The organism is Desulfofundulus australicus DSM 11792, assembly GCF_900129285.1.
Taxonomy (GTDB): domain Bacteria; phylum Bacillota; class Desulfotomaculia; order Desulfotomaculales; family Desulfovirgulaceae; genus Desulfofundulus; species Desulfofundulus australicus.
Genome location: NZ_FQUW01000020.1, coordinates 17,586 through 37,685, shown reverse-complemented (window position 1 = coordinate 37,685; position 20,100 = coordinate 17,586). Strand labels below are relative to the sequence as shown.

At 56.0% G+C, this 20,100-nt stretch carries 15 protein-coding genes; 14 read left to right on the top strand and 1 reads right to left on the bottom strand.

What is annotated here, in order from left to right; genetic code table 11:
• The first annotated feature begins 20 nt into the window (after positions 1 to 20).
• The 6 genes from BUB44_RS09045 to BUB44_RS09020 all read left to right on the top strand — a co-directional run bounded on the left by BUB44_RS09045 (position 21) and on the right by BUB44_RS09020 (position 6,967).
• The gene (locus BUB44_RS09045) at positions 21 to 1,322 is read left to right on the top strand and encodes an outer membrane protein assembly factor BamB family protein (protein ID WP_131821612.1); all 1,302 of its coding nucleotides are present in this window, start codon (positions 21 to 23) and stop codon (positions 1,320 to 1,322) included.
• Between the two features lie 444 nt (positions 1,323 to 1,766).
• A complete protein-coding gene (locus BUB44_RS09040; RefSeq protein ID WP_073165396.1) occupies positions 1,767 to 2,201 on the top strand; it encodes a DUF3842 family protein in 435 nt (144 codons plus the stop codon).
• A 35-nt stretch (positions 2,202 to 2,236) separates the two neighbouring features.
• A complete protein-coding gene (locus tag BUB44_RS09035) occupies positions 2,237 to 4,273 on the top strand; it encodes a putative cobaltochelatase (RefSeq protein WP_073165392.1) in 2,037 nt (678 codons plus the stop codon).
• Positions 4,274 to 4,299: 26 nt separating this feature from the next.
• Complete coding sequence (locus tag BUB44_RS09030; protein ID WP_073165389.1) at positions 4,300 to 5,367, top strand: magnesium chelatase ATPase subunit I; 1,068 nt, start codon at positions 4,300 to 4,302, stop codon at positions 5,365 to 5,367.
• A gap of 27 nt (positions 5,368 to 5,394) precedes the next feature.
• Positions 5,395 to 6,234: an ABC transporter ATP-binding protein gene (locus tag BUB44_RS09025; protein WP_073165386.1), complete on the top strand. Its 840-nt coding sequence runs from the start codon at positions 5,395 to 5,397 to the stop codon at positions 6,232 to 6,234.
• A complete protein-coding gene (locus BUB44_RS09020; protein ID WP_073165383.1) occupies positions 6,227 to 6,967 on the top strand; it encodes an ABC transporter permease in 741 nt (246 codons plus the stop codon). The genes BUB44_RS09025 and BUB44_RS09020 overlap by 8 nt, the downstream gene beginning before the upstream one ends.
• Positions 6,968 to 6,994: 27 nt before the next feature.
• Here the strand turns inward: BUB44_RS09020 and BUB44_RS09015 are convergent, their stop codons facing one another.
• On the bottom strand, positions 6,995 to 7,228 hold the full coding sequence (locus BUB44_RS09015; RefSeq protein WP_073165381.1) for a hypothetical protein: 234 nt from the start codon (positions 7,226 to 7,228) through the stop codon (positions 6,995 to 6,997).
• A gap of 310 nt (positions 7,229 to 7,538) precedes the next feature.
• On the opposite strand from BUB44_RS09015, the gene cobN reads away from it, so the two are divergent.
• The 8 genes from cobN (at position 7,539) to BUB44_RS08975 (ending at position 19,823) form a co-directional block, all read left to right on the top strand.
• Positions 7,539 to 11,435 carry a cobaltochelatase subunit CobN gene (gene cobN, locus BUB44_RS09010; RefSeq protein ID WP_073165434.1) on the top strand — a complete coding sequence of 1,299 codons (3,897 nt, stop codon included), beginning with the start codon at positions 7,539 to 7,541 and terminating at the stop codon, positions 11,433 to 11,435.
• 62 nt (positions 11,436 to 11,497) lie between these two features.
• Positions 11,498 to 12,550: an ABC transporter substrate-binding protein gene (locus tag BUB44_RS09005; protein ID WP_242655923.1), complete on the top strand. Its 1,053-nt coding sequence runs from the start codon at positions 11,498 to 11,500 to the stop codon at positions 12,548 to 12,550.
• Complete coding sequence (locus tag BUB44_RS09000) at positions 12,529 to 13,644, top strand: FecCD family ABC transporter permease (protein WP_073165375.1); 1,116 nt, start codon at positions 12,529 to 12,531, stop codon at positions 13,642 to 13,644. Before BUB44_RS09005 ends, BUB44_RS09000 begins: the two co-directional genes overlap by 22 nt.
• Positions 13,645 to 13,753: 109 nt before the next feature.
• Positions 13,754 to 14,824, top strand: a complete 1,071-nt coding sequence (locus BUB44_RS08995; protein WP_073165372.1) for an ABC transporter substrate-binding protein — start codon at positions 13,754 to 13,756, stop codon at positions 14,822 to 14,824.
• Between the two features lie 19 nt (positions 14,825 to 14,843).
• Entirely contained in the window at positions 14,844 to 17,207 is a 2,364-nt protein-coding gene (locus BUB44_RS08990) for a copper amine oxidase N-terminal domain-containing protein (protein ID WP_207545641.1), read from the top strand.
• A gap of 73 nt (positions 17,208 to 17,280) precedes the next feature.
• Complete coding sequence (locus BUB44_RS08985) at positions 17,281 to 18,102, top strand: ABC transporter ATP-binding protein (protein WP_073165369.1); 822 nt, start codon at positions 17,281 to 17,283, stop codon at positions 18,100 to 18,102.
• A gap of 133 nt (positions 18,103 to 18,235) precedes the next feature.
• Entirely contained in the window at positions 18,236 to 19,135 is a 900-nt protein-coding gene (locus tag BUB44_RS08980) for an ABC transporter ATP-binding protein (protein ID WP_423219785.1), read from the top strand.
• Positions 19,107 to 19,823: an ABC transporter permease gene (locus BUB44_RS08975; protein WP_242655921.1), complete on the top strand. Its 717-nt coding sequence runs from the start codon at positions 19,107 to 19,109 to the stop codon at positions 19,821 to 19,823. Before BUB44_RS08980 ends, BUB44_RS08975 begins: the two co-directional genes overlap by 29 nt.
• Positions 19,824 to 20,100 lie beyond the last annotated feature (277 nt).

Sequence of the window (20,100 nt, the reverse complement as noted above, 5' to 3'; positions counted from 1 at the left end):
GAGGGCAGAATGCTTTGTTTATGAGAAGGCCGTTTTTGTTTTTCCTGTTCTTACTGCCCTTTTGCCTGGCCGCTGCAGGATTAATTTTTCCCGGGCAGGTAGAAGCAGCTCCCGGGCGGGCTCCGGCGGTAGAGTGGGCCTTTTCCCCGGGTAAGGGTGAGGCCCGCTGTGTGGCCCGGACAGGGGACGGAGGATATGTCTGCACCGGCTGGATCGAGTCCGGGGAAGGGGGTTCTGACGTTTTCCTTGCCCGGATGGACCGTAAAGGGAACAGGCTGTGGCAGAAAGTATTCAAGGGCAATGGCTACAGCTGCGGTTACTGTGTCCAAGAAGTCCGCGGCGGCGGTTTTATCATTGTTGGGGATACAAAATCCAGAAACGGCTATGACCACGATGTTTATGTGGTGCGGACGGATGAAAAGGGCGAGCCCTTGTGGGAACGTAACTTCGGCGGCCGGTATTGCGACTATGCCTGGTCCGTGCAGCAGACAAAAGACGGTGGCTTCATCCTGGCCGGGGGTACGGAGTCCTTTGGCGCGGGCATATATGACGTCTACCTGATCAAGCTGGATTCTTCCGGTAAGAAGCTCTGGGAAAAAACATACGGCGGTAAGGGTTCCGATTGCGGTTATGCCGTGCTGGAGATGGATGACGGCGGTTATCTCATTGCAGGTAATGCTGAATCCTTTGGTAACGGAAATCCCGACGTATACCTCCTGCGAACGGACAGAAATGGACGGCTGATCTGGCAGAAGACATACGGCGGCAGGGGGTCGGATTACGGCTGGTCCCTGGCTCCCTCCACAGGTGGTGGCTATGTGATTGCCGGCGAGAAGGAGATTACCGGCGGGCAGGGCGGGATTCTGGCGCCTTACCTGGCCGGGGTTGACCCTGATGGAAATTTGCTCTGGGAAAAGACGTACGGGGGCCAGAGTGCCGGTTCAGCTTATGCCGTCCGCAGGACCGGGGATGGCGGGTATATCCTGGCGGGTAAAAAAGAATCCGCCAGGGGCGGCTACGATACCTGGGTGGTGAAAGCAGACAAAAACGGCGATCCTGTCTGGGAGAAGACCATCGCCGGCGCCGGATGCAACAGCGGCTACAGCATCCAGCAGTCAAAAGACGGCGGGTATGTTGTGGCGGGGAGAAAGGGGATGGAAAAAGGTGCCGGGAGTGAGATTTTGTTGCTGAAATTAGAGGGGACCGGAACATGGAATACTCCCTTATTGCTGTTCACCGGGGCAGGAGCCGCCATTGCCGGCCTGGCTTTGATTTTTACCCTGAAAAGGAGGGGAGCAAAACAGGGGAGAAAAAATTTGTAGGGGCAGCAGGAACTTTGAATTTAATGGCGAACAATTTTTATGTAATTAATGGGCGGCAGAAGCCGCCTGGCTTCAGGGACTATGTAAGGATCACTATTCGGCAATTGAATTCAAAGTTTAGAGTACAGGCAACCATGAAGGTGCTGTTTCCCTCCAGGGAGGAGGGCAGGCTTTCATGGTTTTCTTATTTTTGCCTGCCCCGGGCAGGCGGTGCGGCGTCAGCCGCAATTGACCTGGGGGGTTCCAAGCTAAACCTTGGCGTTAGCTTTAACCCTGTACCTGTTTACCGGACGGGATCCCCGGTAAACAGGTCTGGCCCCTTCCTGAAGGGTATACAGTGGTCTGGTCAACCCTGTATGCCCACCTCCTTTCGTCCTGGCATGTGGGGAGCGGTCACCCCCACATGCCGCCCATTTCTTTTTTAAGCCGGAGGAACAAAAAGTTATGCGTATTGCGGTAATTGACGGGCAGGGCGGGGGCATCGGGCGGGTCATCGTGGAAAAGTTGCGGAAGGCCCTGCCCAGGGACGATGTGGAAATCATCGCCCTGGGTACCAACGCCATGGCGGCGGCTTTGATGCTTAAGGCAGGGGCCAACGATGCGGCCAGCGGCGAAAATGCCGTTATTTACAATGCGGATAAGGTGGACATTATTGTGGGAACCATTTCCTTATTGATGCCCCACAGCATGCTGGGGGAATTTACCCCCGCCATGGCCGAAGCGGTGGCGAAGAGCCCGGCGAGAAAGATTCTTTTACACCTGAATCGCTCCAATGTAGAGATAGTGGGGGTGGTTGCCGAGCCGCTGCCCCATTTAATTGATTTTCTGGTAGAACGGGTGAAGACTGTAATGGCCGCCAGGTGCGCGGGACAGGGTTAAAGCCGCTGTTTATCTTCACATGGGGGGGTCCATTAATGCCGGTTTTTCAGCGGGTAACATACCCCTTTACGGCCATTGTGGGCCAGGAAAAAATGAAAAAAGGGTTGATCTTGAATGCGATTAACCCCCGCCTGGGTGGAATCATCATTCGCGGCCAAAAGGGTACGGCCAAGTCCACCGCCGTGCGGGCACTGGCTGCCCTGTTGCCGGAGATTGAAGTGGTGGTAGGGTGTCCCTTTAACTGCGATCCCAATGACCTTGCTTGCCTTTGTCCCGGGTGTAGAGAACGGTTGGCGGCCGGCCGGAAGCTGGAAAGAACCAGCCGCCGGGTGCAGGTCATTGATCTGCCTGTTTCGGCCACCGAGGACCGGGTGGTGGGCAGCCTGGACTTTGAATACGCCATCAAGCACGGCCGGCCCCGTTTCGAGCCCGGGGTGCTTGCCCGGGCCAACCGGGGGATCATCTACGTAGATGAGGTCAACTTGCTGGATGATCATATTGTGGATGTCCTTTTAGATGCGGCGGCTATGGGCGTGAATGTGGTGGAAAGGGAGGGCATCTCATACACCCACCCGGCGGAGTTTGTCCTGGTGGGCACCATGAACCCGGAGGAGGGAGAACTGCGGCCCCAGCTGCTGGACCGCTTCGGCCTTTGTGTGCAAATTGAGGGGGTGGACGACCCGGAGCAGCGGGTGGAAATCATCCGCCGCCGGGAGGCCTTTGATGCGGATCCAGTGGGTTTTCTGGCCTGCTGGGCGCCTGAAGAACAAAGGTTAAGGGAGAAAATCATTGCCGCCCGCGCTATGCTCTCCCGGGTTACCATCCCGGAGAATCTGTTACACCTGGCTGCCCGTTTGAGCATGGAAGCCCTGGCGGCCGGGCACCGGGCCGATATTGTCATGGCCGCTGCTGCCCGGACTATTGCCGCCTTCGACGGCCGGATAGAGGTAACCGAAAATGACATCCTGGAAGCGGCAGAGCTGGTTCTTCCACACCGGGCGAGGGAAGCTCCTCCACCGCCTCAGGAGCAGCCGGAACCGCCTCAAGAGGAACCGGAACCGCCGCAAGAGGAAGATCATCAGGAACAAAACCCGGAACAAAGCGAAGAGGCCCCGGCCGGGGAGTCTTTTGAAGATAGCCGGCTGGCAGAACAACAGGAATCGCGGGACCAGGAGTCGTCCACACAGGATCATGAGCCGGATCAGGCTTCCGCTCCTCCCGCAGTTGCGCAGGATGTGGTCTTTGCTGTGGGGCAACCCTTTCCGGTCCGGCGTATTACTTATGACCGGGACCGTCTGTTGCGCAAAGGCTCCGGGCGCCGTTCCCGCACCAGGACGGCCACCCGGGCCGGGCGATATGTGCGCAGTACCATGCAGCGCAAAAACAACGACCTGGCCTTTGATGCCACCATAAGGGCGGCGGCCCCCTATCAGGTTTATCGAGAAAAGAATGGCCTGGCTGTGGCGCTTACACCGGCAGACATCCGGGAAAAAGTGCGGGAAAAGCGCATCGGGAACTTTTTGCTTTTCGTCGTTGATGCCAGCGGTTCCATGGGGGCGCAGCAGCGTATGGTGGAAACCAAGGGTGCGATTCTCTCCCTTTTGATGGATGCTTACCAGAAGCGGGATAAAATCGGTCTGGTGGCCTTTAAGGGGGATACGGCAGAAGTTTTGCTGCCGCCCACCGGTAGCGTGGAGATGGGGTATAAGCTGCTGGAAGAACTGCCCACCGGCGGGAAGACCCCGCTTTCCGCCGGGTTGCTCAAGGCTTATGAGGTGGCCAGGGCCCACCTGTACAAGGACCCGAACATATCGCCTCTTTTGATTCTTATCTCCGATGGGCGGGCGAATGTCAGCATGGGGCAGGATAAGCCTTTGGCTGAGGTCCGCCGGGTAGCAGAGATGATCCGGGAAGAAGAGCGAATTAAAACTTTAGTCATCGATGTAGAAAAGGATGGTTTTATTACCTTTGGCCTGGCCCGGGAGCTTGCTTTTGCCCTGGGGGCGGAATATTACAAAATAGACGATTTAAAGGCCGATACTCTGGTTCAGGCAGTGCGGGAAATAATTTAAGAATTCTAAATACAGGAGATGGGAAGATGAAATATATCTACCCTTTTTCAGCCATCGTCGGGCAGGAAGAGATGAAAAAGGGGTTGTTGTTAAACGCCGTCAACCCCAAGCTTTCCGGTATTCTCATCCGGGGTGAAAAGGGTACCGCCAAATCCACCGCCGTACGGGCTCTGGCAGCATTATTACCGGAGATTGATGTGGTTGCCGGCTGCCCCTTTAGCTGTGACCCCGATGATATCACCACCATGTGTATGGACTGCCGGCAACGCCTTGCCGCGGGCGAGGAGCTGCCCCGGGCCAGGCGAAAAATGCGGGTGGTGGACCTGCCCGTATCGGCCACTGAAGACCGGGTGGTGGGGACGCTGGACATTGAGCAGGCCATCAAAAAGGGAGAAAAGCACTTCGAACCGGGTGTTCTGGCCCAGGCCAACCGGGGTATTCTTTATGTGGATGAGGTAAACCTTTTAGACGATCACGTGGTGGATGTGTTGCTTGATTCCGCAGCTATGGGAGTAAACACTGTGGAGCGGGAAGGGGTTTCCTTCACCCACCCGGCACAATTTATTCTGGTGGGCACCATGAATCCGGAGGAAGGTGAACTGCGGCCCCAGTTGCTGGACCGTTTCGGCCTTTGTGTACATATAACCGGTATTATGGACCCGGAGCTGCGGGTGGAGGTGATCAGGCGCCGGGCTGCTTTTGAAGAAGATCCCGAAGGGTTTACCAGGCAGTGGGAGGGGGAAGAAGAAAAGTTACGCCGGCAAATCGTGGCGGCTAAAAAACTGCTGCCGGAAGTAGAAATCCCGGAGGAAATGCTTTATCTGATCGCAAAGATAGCCATTGAAATGGGTGTGGACGGCCACCGGGCCGACCTGGTGATGATGAAGGCGGCCAAAACCATGGCCGCCCTGGCCGGCCGGACGGAGGTTATCCGTGATGATGTGCACAGTTCGGTGAACCTGGCCCTGCTCCACCGCATGCGTCGCAAGCCTTTCCAGGAAATGGGTATCGACCGGGAGAAACTGCAGGTGATCATGGGTGGACAAAAAGACCGCCATTTTCACGAACATTCCCACGGGCACAGCCATCGCTAATTCGGATTGGGCTGGAGGTTTGGAGGAGTGATTGAGCTTCGCCAGCTGACCAAACATTACGGAAACATTATCGCTGTAGCCGGCCTGGACCTGCATATTGAGAAAGGGGAGATCTTCGCCCTGCTCGGTCCCAACGGTGCCGGTAAGACTACCACTATAAGGATGCTGACCATGCTCACCAAACCTACCGGCGGCACGGCTTTAATCAATGGCTATGACGTTATGCGGGATCTGGACAGGGTTAAAAAGGAAATCGGCGTGGTGCCCCAGCATATGAACCTGGACCAGGAGTTGACCGCCCGGGAAAACCTGGAACTGCACGGGCGCCTGCACAGGATTCCTGCTTCCCGCCGGCAGGAGAGAATCGAGGAACTCCTGGACTACGTGGAACTCCGGGAGCGGGCTGGGGATCTGGTGAACAAATTTTCCGGAGGCATGAAGCGCCGGTTGATGATTGCCCGGGCATTGATGCACAACCCAAAAGTTCTTTTCTTAGACGAACCTACCGTGGGTCTGGACCCCCAGACCCGCCGCAAGATCTGGGACTTAATCCGGCGCATGAACAGTGAAGGCATGACTGTCCTTTTAACCACCCATTACATTGAAGAAGCAGAAGTTCTCTGCCACCGTGTGGGCATTATGGATAAAGGCCGGTTGATTGCCCTGGGGACACCCCGGGAATTAAAGCAAAAGGTAGGGGAAGTGGTGGTGGAATCCTTTGGTGGCAAAGACACCGGTTATAAACTTTTTCCCAGCCGTGATAGGGCCCTGGCCTATGCCGGCCAGCTGGATGGAAATGTTTTAATCCGGGAAGCCAACCTGGAAGATGTTTTCGTCGAGCTAACCGGGCGTAAGGTGGGTGATTGAGATCGATTTCTATACCGTATTCTGGCGGGAAATGGTGGTTTTCAGGCGTACCTTTGTTAAATTCTTTGCTTCCAGGCTGGTCAGCCCTCTTTTATACCTGGTGGCTTTTGGCTGGGGGCTGGGCCGGGGGATTCAAATGAATGGGGGCAACTATCTGGAATTTGTAGTGCCCGGGATTATCGCCCTTTCGGCCATGAATACCAGCTTTAACGCCGTGGGCGTTTCCCTGAATATGAGCCGCCTGTACCACAAAACCTTAGAGGAATACCTGATTGCTCCCATCAGCGCCGGTGCTTTTGTGCTGGGCAAAGTGCTGGCGGGCACCGTGCGCGGGCTGGTTGCTTCCCTGATCATTCTGGTCCTGGCTTTTGTGTTTGGAGCCCACCTTGCTATAAATGGGTGGTTTTTCCTGGTGGTCATCCTCACCTGTTTTCTCTTTGCCGCCCTGGGGGTGGTGGCGGCCATGACCATCAACTCCCACGAGGATATGGCCAACTTTGCTACTTTTGTTATTTTGCCCATGTCCTTTCTCTGCGGTACCTTCTTTTCCCCCGACCGCCTGCCCGGGGCCATAGCGTATATAATAGAGGTGCTGCCCTTAACCCACGCCAGCCATGCCTTACGTGCCCTGGCCCGCGGGGACGGGCTTCTGCCCGTATCCCTGGCAGTGCTGGCGGGGTACGCGGCGGTGTTGTTTGTTGCTGGCGTAATGGTGGTGAAGAGGGTCAGGTAAGGAGGAGGGCCTGTAAGGCCCCCTTCCTTAATGCAGGTGAAGCTGTTTCATCTCCTTGAGCAGTTTTTCGCCGTCATTTATATGTGCCTGCAGGTGACTGATGCGGTCCGGATCGGCATTGGTCCGTTTCAAATCCTCCAGCTCCAGCCGGTGAGCTGCCAGGGAGCCCTCCAGTTCCCGGTACATTTCCATGGCCCGTTCAAAAGAGAGACCCCTTTGCCTTTCTTCTTCAAAACGGTGCTTGATGCTGGAACAACTCATGTGCATAACCTCCATAAAGTATTTTTATCTTGAAGTTTGCCTCATCCCGCGGGAAAAGATACCTGAATAAAATTTTTATTCCAGGAGGAATTTTTCACTTTGAGTAGAATATTTCCACCTTAAGTAGAAATAGAGGGAAACTAAACCCGTATTATTAAAGGCGACCGGAGTCGCCATCTTGTGACATTTTCAAATAATAACCGCTTTTAAAACTTAATATTTAAGTAATAAGCCACGAAGGCGGAACTTTCCTTTACGAAGGAGGGCTATTGTCTTCGTGGCTTTTTATTTTATGGACAGGGGGGGTTTCATGAAAAAAATTACCGCCGTGATGTGGCACAGCCACACCACCACTATGCGGCGGGCCGCAGAGCTGGTCAGGGACGAGCTGGAGGTTAAGGTTTACTCGGCCCGCTTTTTAGATGAGGGTAAGGAAGATCTCACTGAAGCCCTCGAGGACATGGCCCGGGCCGACCTGATTTTCCTTTACCGTTCAGCGGCAGAAATTGTCTGGGATGAACTGGAAAAGACGGTAAAACGACTGGCCAGGCCCGTGGTTTGCGTGGCCCATGATCCGGCTTTGTGGGTCCTTTCAACAGTGGGGCCGGATGTGGTTTCCAGATGCTACACATATATAGTTCAGGGCGGCAAAGAAAACTTTGCCCACATGCTCCGGTATCTGGCTGTCGAAGTTCTGGGTGAACGGCTGGAGTACAGCGAGCCGCTTACCTTCCCCTGGGAGGGTATTTACCACCCGGCCGCTTCTGGTTGTTTTGCTACGGTGGAAGATTACCTGTCCTGGTACGAGACATACCTCAGTCAAGCCGCTTGGCCCCAATCATTGGTCGCTTCCGCTCCCACCGTGGGCCTGCTCTTTGCCCGCAACAACTGGGTAAACGGCAACCTGGCTGTGGAGGATTTATTAATTCGCCTGATGGAAGAAAAAGGATTAAAGGTAATTCCTGCTTTTTGCTATTCCCTGAAAGATGCCGAACTGGGCACCAGGGGTTCCGGAGAAGTGGTCAGGGAATATTTCTTTGACTCCGGGGGACGGTCCCGGATCAACGCTCTGGTCAAGCTGCTCTCCTTCTTTCTGGAAGCCCGCACCAGAACCGATGACTTCCTGCGTGAGGACGTGGCCTCTTCAGGAGTCAGCCTTTTAAAGCGGCTGGGCGTGCCTGTCTTCCAGCCGGTAACCTCCTTTTACCGCACGGTAGAGGAATGGGCAGAAGATCCCCAGGGTTTAAACCGGGACATTGCCTGGTGTGTAGCTCTTCCCGAGTTTGAAGGGGTCATCGAGCCGATTTTCATTGCCGGAGCCAGGCGGGAAGGGGAACTGGAAATCCGCGTTCCGGTGGAGGAGCGCTGCCGGCACTTGGTGGACCGGGTGGCTAAGTGGGTTGCCCTGGCACAGAAGCCGGTGCAGGAGCGAAAAGTGGCGTTTATCCTGCACAACAACCCCTGTGCCTCGGTGGAAGCCACGGTGGGCGGCGGGGCCAACCTGGACACCCTGGAGAGCGTGGCCAGGATATTGCGCCGGATGAAGGAAGCGGGTTATTCCGTGGAAGTTCCTGCCAGCGGCAAAGAGTTAATTGACACCATTATGAACCGGAAGGCCATCTCGGAATTCCGCTGGACTACCACCGATGAAATTATCAGCAAGGGCGGGGCGTTAAAGCTCATGCCCGTGGAAGAGTACCGGCAGTGGTTTGATCATTTATCCCTGCGGGTGAAGGAACGGCTTACTGAAGCCTGGGGTGCCCCGCCGGGAGAAGCCAAAAACGGCGTACCCGCGGCCATGGTCCACGAGGGGAAAATCGTCATTACCGGAGTTCAATATGGCAACGCTGTGGTATGCGTGCAGCCGAAGCGGGGCTGTGCCGGTGCCCGCTGCGACGGGCAGGTCTGTAAAATCCTGCACGACCCGGACATCCCGCCGCCGCACCAGTACCTGGCCACCTACCGCTACCTGGAGCGGGACTTTGGCGTGGACGTGATCGTTCATGTAGGCACCCACGGCAACCTGGAATTTCTGCCCGGCAAGGGTGTGGGTCTCTCCGGCGAGTGTTACCCGGATTTAGCCATCGGATCCCTCCCTCACCTTTACATCTATAACGCGGATAACCCGCCGGAGGGCACCATTGCCAAAAGGAGGAGCTATGCCACCCTGGTGGATCACATGCAGACGGTGATGACCGGGGGTGGTCTCTACGACGAACTGGCGGAGCTGGAGCGCTACCTGGAGGAATACGAAAAGGCCAGGGTGGCCGACCCGGCCCGGGCCCATACTCTGGAGCATTTAATTATTGAAGAAATCAAAAAGACCAACCTGGACAAGCAGATTCCCGTGGAAGGCGGCCATGACAATTTTCCCGCCATTGCCGAAAAAGCCCACGCCGTGCTTTCCACCATCCGCAACACGCAGATCCAGGACGGGCAGCACATCTTTGGCGAGATACCGGAAGGAGAGCGGCGGGTGGAATTCATCAACTCCATCCTGCGCTTTGACGCCGGGGAAAAGGTCTCTTTGCGCCGGGCCGTGGCCGGCCTCATGAATCTGGATCTGGCCGGGCTTTTGGCCGACCAGGGAAGGTTCTCGACTCGCTACGGCAAGTCCTATGGTGCCCTCCTGGAAGAAATTGATGCTGCGGCTAAAGCTTTTATTGGCAGGTTCTTAAAGGGACAGGAAGTGGATCCGGGTTTTGCTCAAGAGGTCCTGGGGGATAAGTTTATCTGCCCCGAGGCTTTGCCGGAAGTAAACGCCCTTTTACCACGGGTGCTGGATTTGAACGAGCGTATTGAAGGTTCTAAGGAGATCGAATCGCTGCTGGCCGGTTTTGACGGGAAATACATCCCCGCCGGGCCCTCCGGGCTGATCACCCGCGGCAGGGACGATATACTGCCTACTGGCCGCAACTTTTATTCCCTGGATCCCCACCGGGTGCCCACCCGGGCGGCCTGGGAAGTGGGAAGGCGCCTGGCGGAAAAAATTCTGGAAAAACACCTGGCGGAAGAAGGCCGCTATCCGGAAAACATTGCCCTTTACTGGATGTGCAACGACATCATGTGGGCCGACGGCGAAGGTCTGGGGCAGATGTTCTACCTTTTGGGTGTGAGGCCCCGGTGGCTGCCCAACGGTCGGGTGGCGGGTATCGAAGTAATCCCGCTGGAAGAACTGGGACGCCCCCGCATTGACCTGACCGTGCGGGTATCCGGCATTACCCGGGACAACTTCCCCAACTGCGTGGAGCTTTTAGATGAGGCCATTCAGACCGTGGCCGCCCTGGACGAGCCGCCGGAGCAGAACTACGTCCGCAAGCACACCCTGGCCCGGCTGGACGGGCAGAACGACCCGCAGGCCTGGCGGGACGCCACTTTACGCATCTTTGCCTCGAAGCCCGGCACTTACATGGCCGGGGTAAACCTGGCCGTTTACGCCTCGGCCTGGAAAGAAGAGAAGGACCTGGCCGATATCTTTATCTACTGGAACGGCTACGCCTACGGCAAGGGTGTTTTCGGCAAGGAGGCCTTCCGCCAGTTGCAGGCCAGCCTGAAGACGGTGGATGTAACCTACAACAAGGTGGTTACCGACGAGTACGACCTCTTTGGTTGCTGCTGCTACTTCGGCACCCATGGCGGGATGACTGCCGCCGCCCGGGTGGCCTCCGGCAAAGAGGTGAGGACCTACTACGGCGATACCAGGGAACCGGAGCATGTGGAAGTACGCACCCTGGCCGATGAGATCCGGCGGGTGGTGCGGACGAAGCTTTTGAACCCGAAGTGGATCGAGGGGCAGAAGCGGCACGGTTATAAAGGCGCCGGGGACATTTCCAAACGTATTGGCCGGGTCTACGGCTGGGAAGCCACCACGCAGGAAGTGGACGACTGGATCTTCGACGACATCACCAGGACCTTTATCCTGGACGAAGAAAACCGCCGTTTCTTTGAAGAACACAACCCCTGGGCGCTGGAAGAAATTGCCCGCCGGTTGCTGGAGGCCCACCAGCGGGGCCTGTGGAATGCCGACCCCGAAGTGCTGGAAGGATTGAAAGAACACTACCTGGAGATCGAAGGCTGGCTGGAGGAGAGAATGGGCGACATCAAGGGCGACTTCCAGGGCGGCGCCATCGACATCCTCACCGCCGAGGAGGTGGCCGACTGGGGCGCCAAGATGCGGGAGATCAAAGCGAAGCTGGAGTCATATTGAAATATTTTGCCGGAGGTGGTTTTGTTTTGCGGCGGTACTGGTTGGTCCTGGGAGCGGCGGTATTGGCGGCGGTCCTGCTGGCAGCCGCAGTTTGGCCTGCAGTGGCTGCACAGCAGAAGAGAATTACGGTTACGGAATATTTCGTTACTCCCCAAGGAGAGATTGAAAAGCGCGCGGTCCGGGTGCCCTGTCCTCCCCGGCGGGTGGTGGTTCTGGGAACTTATCAGGCAGAAATTCTCAAGGCTTTAGGACAAGAGAAGCGGGTGGTGGCTGTAACCGATTCTATTAAGGAGTCGCGCGGCTGGCTAAAGTACGTTTTAAATTTACCCTCAGTTGGAAGTGCAGGTACTCCGAATATAGAAAAGATTGTATCCTTGAAACCTGATCTGGTGTTGGAATGGAATTTAAAACCTGAGCTTAGAAATAAACTCACGCGGGCTGGTATTCCTGTTATGAGAGTATACGGTTATAAGGCCGATTTTCTTCTTGAAGAGATCCAGACTCTCGGTTTGATTTTCAATTGTCGAGAGCGGGCCAATGCTTATGCGGCTTACATAAAAAAGCACTGGCGTATAGTTCAGGAGCGGACTAAAAACTTAAAGTCAAATCAGAAAGTTAAGGTCTATTGGGAAGATTCAACAAGTGACTGGAGGAGTGCTGGTCCTGGTCATGGTGCCTATCCACTCATCAAGTGGGCCGGAGGTATAAGTATAGCATCCGAACGACGCTTAGCCAACCCAATAGTAACACCAGAATGGGTGGCTGCGAGAAACCCGCAAGTAATAATTAAATCTGTCAGTCCTGGTTTTGCGGGAGTAACAACAAGTGGTATTGGTTTTGAGGCTAAAACGTCTAATGAATTAAAAAAATTACAGCAAAGATTAATGTCTCGACCTGCCCTAAAAAATACGAGTGCGGTTAAGCAGAAGCGGGTCTACTTGATTTCCAGCGAGATAAGCCATGGACCAGGAAGTATAGTTGGCGCATACTACCTTTCCAAATGGCTGCACCCTGAACTCTTCCGTGACGTGAACCCGGAGGCGGTGCACCGGGAGATGCTCAAAAAGTTCTACGGGGAGGAGCTTAAAGGCGTATGGGTTTACCCGTCGAAGTAGGCGGCCCTGGTCCGGGGGCAGATATAAGTGCTATTAAAACGGCATATTCCCGCCACATCGGCCGGAAAATCCTCCTGGTCGGTGTTTTGCTCGGCTTAACCGGTGCTACTGCCCTGGTGGCTACCGCGGTGGGAGCCGCCGGGATAAGTGTGGCGGACGTCTGGCGGGTAATTCTTTCCCATCTGGGTGTACCGGTAATCCTGGAAAATGATCTGGCAGAGACGGTGGTCTGGGAGATCCGCCTCCCCCGCATTCTGCTGGCCACCATCACCGGGATGAGCCTGGCCGGGGCCGGGGCGGTGATGCAGGGGGTGCTGCGCAACCCCCTGGTCTCGCCCTACACGATGGGGCTTTCCAGCGGTGCGGCCTTTGGGGCGGCCCTGGCCATCGTGCTGGGGACTGGCCTGGTGGGCGGGAACTACCTCGACGTATCGCGCTGGCTCATCGTTACCAACGCCTTCATCTTCGGGGGGTTGACCACACTCCTGGCTTTCTCCCTGGCCCGGTTCAAGGGGATGGCGCCCGAGACGCTGGTTCTGGGCGGAGTAGCCGTTGGTTACCTCTTTCAGGCGGGTGTATCCCTCTTGAAATACATTTCCAATAACGAAGCCTTAAAAGAACTGGTGGTCTGGCTGATGGGCGGCTTCTGGGGGGCGGACTGGCAGACGGTGATGCTGCTTACTCCGGTGGTGCTGTTCTGTATGGCCGGGCTGCTCCTGTACGCCTGGGATCTCAACGTCCTGGGGGCCGGGGAGGAGGTGGCGGCCAGCCTGGGGATCAAAGTGGGGCGCCTGAGGGTTTATACCCTGACTCTGGCTACCCTTGCTGCTGCAGCTACGGTGGCCTTCACCGGCATTATCGGGTTTGTCTGCCTGGTGGGGCCGCACATCTGCCGGATGCTTGTGGGCAGCGACAACCGGTTTTTGATCCCCTGCTCCTGTCTAATGGGAGCGGTGCTCCTGCTTCTGGCCGATACCCTGGCGCGGACCATCATTGCGCCGGCGGAAATTCCGGTAGGGATTATCACCGCCCTGATGGGTTCTCCCTTCTTCATCTACCTGCTAATTAAGAAAAAGCGGCAGTGGTGGGGGTAGGAAAAGGGGCCGGAACGGGAGGGGGGTGGTAGCTCATCCTGCCTGGAACAGTATTTCTGGCGCCGGGGAACTTAATTTTTAAATTTTGATGGTAAGGAGGGATGTAATTTTGCTGAGGGGGAGAAAATGGCTGCTTCCTTTAACCTGCTCTTTAATAGCTGTTGTCGCCTTACTGGTTGTCGCCTTACTGGGGGTTACAGGTAACAGGGAAGCAGTGGCCCAGAAGCGGATTACCATCAAGGATTCCATGGGGCGTACGGTACGGGTGCCCTGCCCGCCGCAGCGGATTGTGGAGGTAAACGGTGATGTGGCCGAATTGATCTGTGCCTTTGGAGATGCAGGTAAAATCGTAGGAGCGAGCAGCTATACGCTGGAAGATAAAATGCTCAAGCCAAAGCTGAAAAAAGCAAAGGACGTCGGCAAGAGTTTCACGCCCAGTGTCGAGAAAATCATCTCGCTCAAGCCCGACATCGTCTTCGGTTACGGCAATTTCTTAAAGCCGGAAGTTGTAGCACAGCTCCAGCGGGCGGGCATACCGGTGGTTTTTTTGGATTGCTACAAGCTTAAAACGATGGCCCAGGACATCCGTACCCTGGGGACCATTCTCAACCGCAGGAAAGAGGCGGAAGCTTACATTGCTTACATCGAGAAATACCGGAAGCTGTTTGCAGAGCGGACAAAGAAAATACCGCTCAATAAGCGGCCGCTGGTCTACCTGGAGCAGTACACCGACTACACGCTGAGTGGTCCGGGTTCCGGCGGTGCCGAGCTTCTGGACGGCATCGGGGCCCGGAATATCGGTGCCGGGCTACGGGCGCCCTACCCGAAGATAAGTTCCGAGTGGCTGGTGGCCCGGAACCCGCAGGTGATCATTAAAGCATGCAGCACCAGCGTTCCCAGCGGTTACGGGGAGAATGCGGACGCGATGAAAAAGAAGCGCACGGAGATGATGCGCCGCCCCGGCTGGAACAAAATTACCGCCGTACGGCAGGGGAAGGTCTACATGCTCTCCAGCGAGATCTTCACCGGGCCGCGGGCGATCGTGGGGATGGCCTACATGGCGAAGTGGCTCTACCCGCAGCTTTTCCGTGATGTTAACCCGGAGGCGATCCACAAAGAGATGCTCAAAAAGTTTCTCGGCATAGAGCTTAAAGGGGCTTATGCTTATCCGGCCAAATAAAGGTTTTAAGGGAGGTTGGATGACAGCCATGCTGCGCAAAATTCTGGTGTTGATTTGCGTATCCTGCTTTTTGCTGACTGTGGCCGGGCCGGCAGCGGCCTATACAACAGTTAAGGCCCAGGAAACTCCTACCGTTAGTGCCGATAGCACGGTGGCCCTGGGCACGTTACTGCTCAAAGAAGAGTACGCCAACTCCATTAAAAAAGGAGACTGGGTTACCATCAGCCTGCCTTCCTTTGTGGAACTGCAGCAATTGCGCTTTTATTTTCCTGGCGGCTCCTACTGGCCTTCAACAGATGAATATACTGTTCCTTATGCGGTGTACAGCGTGGGAGATGAGATTTCTCTGGGCGGAAGTGGCGTTGCTCTGCAAAAAGAAGGATTGAACACATTTAGCCTTAAAGTTAGTGCTGGCGGAGCACCTACAAGTAAAACTTTCCGCTGCTACATCTATTTCGACCAGGTTTATATCAAGGCCCTGCCGCCTGAGGAATCCGGGAAGATAGATGTAACCATTGACGCTCCTCCGAGCAGCGGGTTCAGTTCCGGGACGGTAACGGTGGCCAATGTCTCCATTGGTGGAAGTACGGCTACGGCTGCTTCGCCGGAGAGCTTGACCGATCTGGGGGGGGAAGTGGCTAATATTACCCTTAAGGAGAATGTCCCCGGGGCTCTTAAAATGAACGGTACCGATTTCAGGAAACAGGATACGGTAAAATTTGTCCTTTCCCCAGGTTTTACCTGGCAAACCGTGGTTCTGCTCCCGAGCTGGGGGTGGCAGTCAGGTGATATTGATTATGCCATTGGTGAGGATGCCAGTGGCAGGAGTGTTCTGTATTTACAAATCAAAAAAGAAACCACGAAGGATACCGGGGTGGGACGGGTGGTTATTTCGGGAACAGTTTCCGTGGACGAAAGCATAGCCCGGCCCGGTAATGTACAGGTAAGCTACGAGGGCAACAATCCGGGCGTTGATCCGGCTCTGCTTACAGTAGCTGAATACAGCACTGCAGGAGCAGCCGTCAACGGCAAAACTGCCACCGATGTTGTTGCCGGCCACAGCAACCAGCGGGTAGGAGAGTTTACCGTGACTGAGGGGATGGCCGGTGATCTGGCCAGGGGTCGTACCATCACCCTAACGTTACCTGAAGGAGTTAAATGGAACACTTATCCCACAGTAAAAAGGGAAGCCGGAAATGGCGAACTGAGCGGTCCCATACCGGTAGGCGGTGACAGGCAAACAGTCAAATTTACCGTGATCAGGTCAGGTACTGAGAAAACCGCTTTTTGCTTCAAATATGCCACGGTTGACCTGGCTCTGGATGCTCCCGAGCAGGTGGACATCACCGTGGGCGGCTCTGCCGGGGCCAGGGGTAATGTAACTGTAGCCCATGTGCAGCCTCCGGTTGCGGTGGTTGCAGAAAAGACCACGGTACGCATTGGTGTTCCCAACCAGCCCGGCGGCAAGCTGACGATTACCGAAAATATGCCGGGTGCTGTGCGGGCCAGGGACGCCAGCGGTGCCACGGCATTCCTCAGGCTTGAGCTGCCTGAAGGCGTTACTTTCGCTCAAAAACCGGTGGTGGAAGTGAGCACCGGAGATCTGGTTTTAGACAAAACTAATATCAGACTCGAACAGGGCGACCGGGTGCTGGTGATTCCTGTCAAGACCTCCAGTGTCAGTCCTGTTAGTAAACCGATTGAGGAATCTGCTGCGCAGTCTGAAGGTTCCCCCACCGGTGAAGCAGAAGAAAAGTCCGCCAGCAGTACAGAAGGGGGAGTAACCGGTAGTGGTACTGAAACAAGTAGCGGTACAGAAACACAGGGTAGTACCATCACGGTCAGCGGTATAGTGTTAACCGTAGATAGAACAGTTCCGGAAGGCGCGGTCAATCTGAAAGTAAGCGGCAGTGCCTTAAGCGAGACTGAAAGGATTTTTTCCGGTACATTAAATGAACTGAAAGTACCTTTGGCCACATGTGGTACCCCTGCCCCGGATCAGATTAGGGTGGCGGCTGTATTCACCATTGGCAGCAAAAAGTACCGCATCGGCAGTGAGGAAAAGGAAATGGACGTTGAGCCTTACGTTAAGAACGGCCGCACCTATGCTCCGGTAAGGTACCTTGCCCTGGCTGCCGGTCTGAATGACGAAAACATCCTGTGGGACGGTGCAAATCAGACCGTAACCCTGCTGGGCGGCAAGCGGGTGGTTCATTTCAGGGTGGGGCAAAAGTCCTATCTCCTCCAGGGTGTGCCCATCTCTATTGATGCAGCGCCGGAAATAGTCAACGGGCGGACAATGTTGCCCTACCGCTTTGTAGCCCAGGCGCTGGGGCTGCAGGCAGAGTGGAATGCATCTGCCCGGCAGGTGATTATCCGTTAATTAAGGTAGTACCGGGGGTGCTCCGTAAACCAGCGTACCCCCGGTACTGTATCCAGGAGAGGAGGAAATCGGGGTGCGGCTTCAAGTTAAGGGCGTGTGTTTTTCCTACGGAAGCGTATCAGTTCTGGAAGATGTGACCTTTAAAGTACAGGCCGGCGAGACATTGGGCATTATAGGGCCCAATGGTTCCGGCAAGAGCACCCTTTTGCGCTGTCTGGCCAGGGTGTTGAAGCCGCGTATGGGGACGGTTTTTCTGGACGGGAAAAACCTGGCCGCTCTTCGCGCCCGGGAGGTGGGCCGCTATTTGGGGTACGTGCCCCCACCGGGTACGGGGCAGGCTTTCCCGTGCACCGTGCTGGAAACGGTGCTGCAGGGACGCCGTCCCCACCTCACCTGGGGAGTTAGCCATGGCGACCTTGCTGCGGTAACCAGAGCGCTGGCCTATTTGGGTTTAACCGACCTGGGGGAGCGGCAGCTCGGTGAACTTTCCAGCGGCCAGCGGCAGAAAGTGCTTATTGCCCGGGCCCTGGCCCAGGAGCCCGAGGTTTTTCTGCTGGACGAACCCACGGCGACCCTGGATATACGTTACCAGCTTGAGGTTCTGGCGCGGATGCGGGAACTTGCCACGGAACAGGGGCGGTTGGTGGTAATGGTACTTCACGACCTCAATCTGGCCAGCCGCTTTAGCGATCGTTTGTTGCTGCTGCATAACGGGCGTATTGTTGCCGCCGGTACTCCCAAAACGGTGCTTACGCCGGAGAATGTTCGTGTTGTATATGGGGTCGAAGCAGTGGTAACAGAGACCAGGTGGGGCCTGCAGGTGACGCCGGTGGTGCCGCTGGATATGACCGGAACGAAGGGAATGGCAAAGGTAGTTCTGGCTGCTCGGGGATGACGGTTGGTAAATCTACTTTGAGAGGGTCTGGTCGACCAGTTTTATCTGGGATATGATTCCATGCCCTCTGGCGAATATAACCGCACCAGGTTGTCGGAGGTCTGAAGGAAGGGCGTGGAAGGAGCGGGAGAGGTTGAAAGGTGCCGGATCCGATACCTGTGTACAGGAACAGCCGGCGGTAATGATCGAACTGAAAGACGTGGTCAAAAACTACGGCCGTATAACAGCCGTAGCCGGCGTGAGTTTTCAGGTTCTGCAGGGGGAAATCTTTGGCCTTTTAGGCCCCAACGGGGCCGGCAAAACCACCACCATCCGCATGCTCACGACCCTGACCAGGCCCACCGCCGGAGAGCTATATGTGGCCGGTTACCCCGTGGCTACCTGCCCGGTGGAGGTTAAGAAGCGCATCGGCGTGGTGCCCCAGCAAAATAACCTGGAGCGGGAATTAACCGGGCGGGAAAACCTTTTGCTCCATGCCCTGCTGCACAGGATGCCCCGGGTTGAGCGGGAGCGGCGTATTGAGGAGTTGCTGGATTATGTAGGCCTCTCTTCCCGGGCTGATGAACGGGTACAGCATTATTCGGGCGGTATGGCCCGCCGCCTGCTCATTGCCCGGGCCCTGCTGCATTGCCCGCCCATTCTCTTTCTGGATGAACCGACCATTGGCCTGGACCCGCAGACCCGCCGCAAGATTTGGGACTTGATCCAGCTGATGAACCGGGACGGGATGACGGTCCTTTTGACCACCCATTACATCGAAGAGGCGGACAGCCTGTGTCACCGGGTGGGCATCATTGACCACGGCCGGCTTATCGCCCTGGGGACGCCGGCGGAATTAAAGGAGAGGCTGGGGAATTACTGCGTGGAATTCTTGAACGAACAGGGTACCGAGCGGCATTTCTTCGCCACCCGGAGCGAAGCAAAGGCGTATGCCCAGAGCAAGGATTTTGATACGGTAGTCCGGCGTACCAACCTGGAGGATGTTTTTGTGGAGCTGACCGGCCGTGAAGCAAGGGAACTGGCTTCAGTCTAAAAAGTTATCTACCGGTGAGGGTGCCCCCCTGGCCGGGGGCTCTTTCAGAGTCCGGTCGCCTTTAGCCCGTCTGGACTGGCTGCCCATTGTGCTGGCCATGGGGATGGTCTGGCGGCGGCGCTGGTGGCGCTTTCTCATCGGGGGATTGAACAGGCCGCTGATCTTCCTGGTTATTTTTGCCTGGAATCTGGGCGATAAGACGACTACCGCCACCGGCAGTTATCTGGGTTTTCTGGTGCCCGGCCTGGTGGTCATGGCTGCAGTTTCGTCCAGCTATGCCGACCTGGTGAACTGGTTTACCCTGAGGCGTACTTTTTACCGGGTGCTGGACGAGTACCTGCTGGCTCCCATTTCCAACAGTTCACTTTTAATCGGGCACGTGCTGGGTGCAGGGATCAAGGGATTTCTTACTTCCCTGGTGGTGTTCCTGACCGCGTCCCTGCTGGTCAAGGGTTTCCAGTTTTCCATTCTCTGCTTTATTCAATTATTAATTATCTGCCTCACCTTTGCCTGCCTGGCGGTGGCCGTGGCCATGGTCGCCGGGGGTGATAAAGATACGCTGATGTTTACCAACCTGATCGTGTTTCCGATGACCTTTTTTCTGCGGCACCTTTTTTCCGGTGGAGCAACTGCCCGGCCCGCTGGAGTGCTTGAGCTGGGGCCTGCCCCTGACGGCGGCAACATATAACCTGCGCGTTCTTGTCCTGACCGGTACCGGTAAGCCGGGATGGTTTTTCCAGAGCCTGGGCTGGTTGGCTGGTCTGTACCTGGTTGCTTACCTCTTATTGAGTTGGCGGCTGGAAGATTAAATAGGGCAGCGGCTTTTACGGCCTGCTCGAATGCCGCTCATTGAAGCTGCCCTGGCGGGTCCCTAAGGCACGTGGTCGAGCGTGAGCCGGGGTAGGCTTAAGCTGGGGTAACCAGAACCCGGGGATATTCAAGCGCCGGTTTCTGTAGAGGATGTG

Bases quoted from the DNA above. Each gene is read 5' to 3' on its own strand.
- BUB44_RS09015 (WP_073165381.1), bottom strand. From the start codon at position 7,228: ATGAGTTGTTCCAGCATCAAGCACCGTTTTGAAGAAGAAAGGCAAAGG.
- BUB44_RS09045 (WP_131821612.1), top strand. From the start codon at position 21: ATGAGAAGGCCGTTTTTGTTTTTCCTGTTCTTACTGCCCTTTTGCCTG.
- BUB44_RS08990 (WP_207545641.1), top strand. From the start codon at position 14,844: ATGACAGCCATGCTGCGCAAAATTCTGGTGTTGATTTGCGTATCCTGC.
- BUB44_RS09000 (WP_073165375.1), top strand. From the start codon at position 12,529: ATGGGTTTACCCGTCGAAGTAGGCGGCCCTGGTCCGGGGGCAGATATA.
- BUB44_RS09040 (WP_073165396.1), top strand. From the start codon at position 1,767: ATGCGTATTGCGGTAATTGACGGGCAGGGCGGGGGCATCGGGCGGGTC.
- BUB44_RS09030 (WP_073165389.1), top strand. From the start codon at position 4,300: ATGAAATATATCTACCCTTTTTCAGCCATCGTCGGGCAGGAAGAGATG.
- BUB44_RS09035 (WP_073165392.1), top strand. From the start codon at position 2,237: ATGCCGGTTTTTCAGCGGGTAACATACCCCTTTACGGCCATTGTGGGC.
- cobN (WP_073165434.1), top strand. From the start codon at position 7,539: ATGAAAAAAATTACCGCCGTGATGTGGCACAGCCACACCACCACTATG.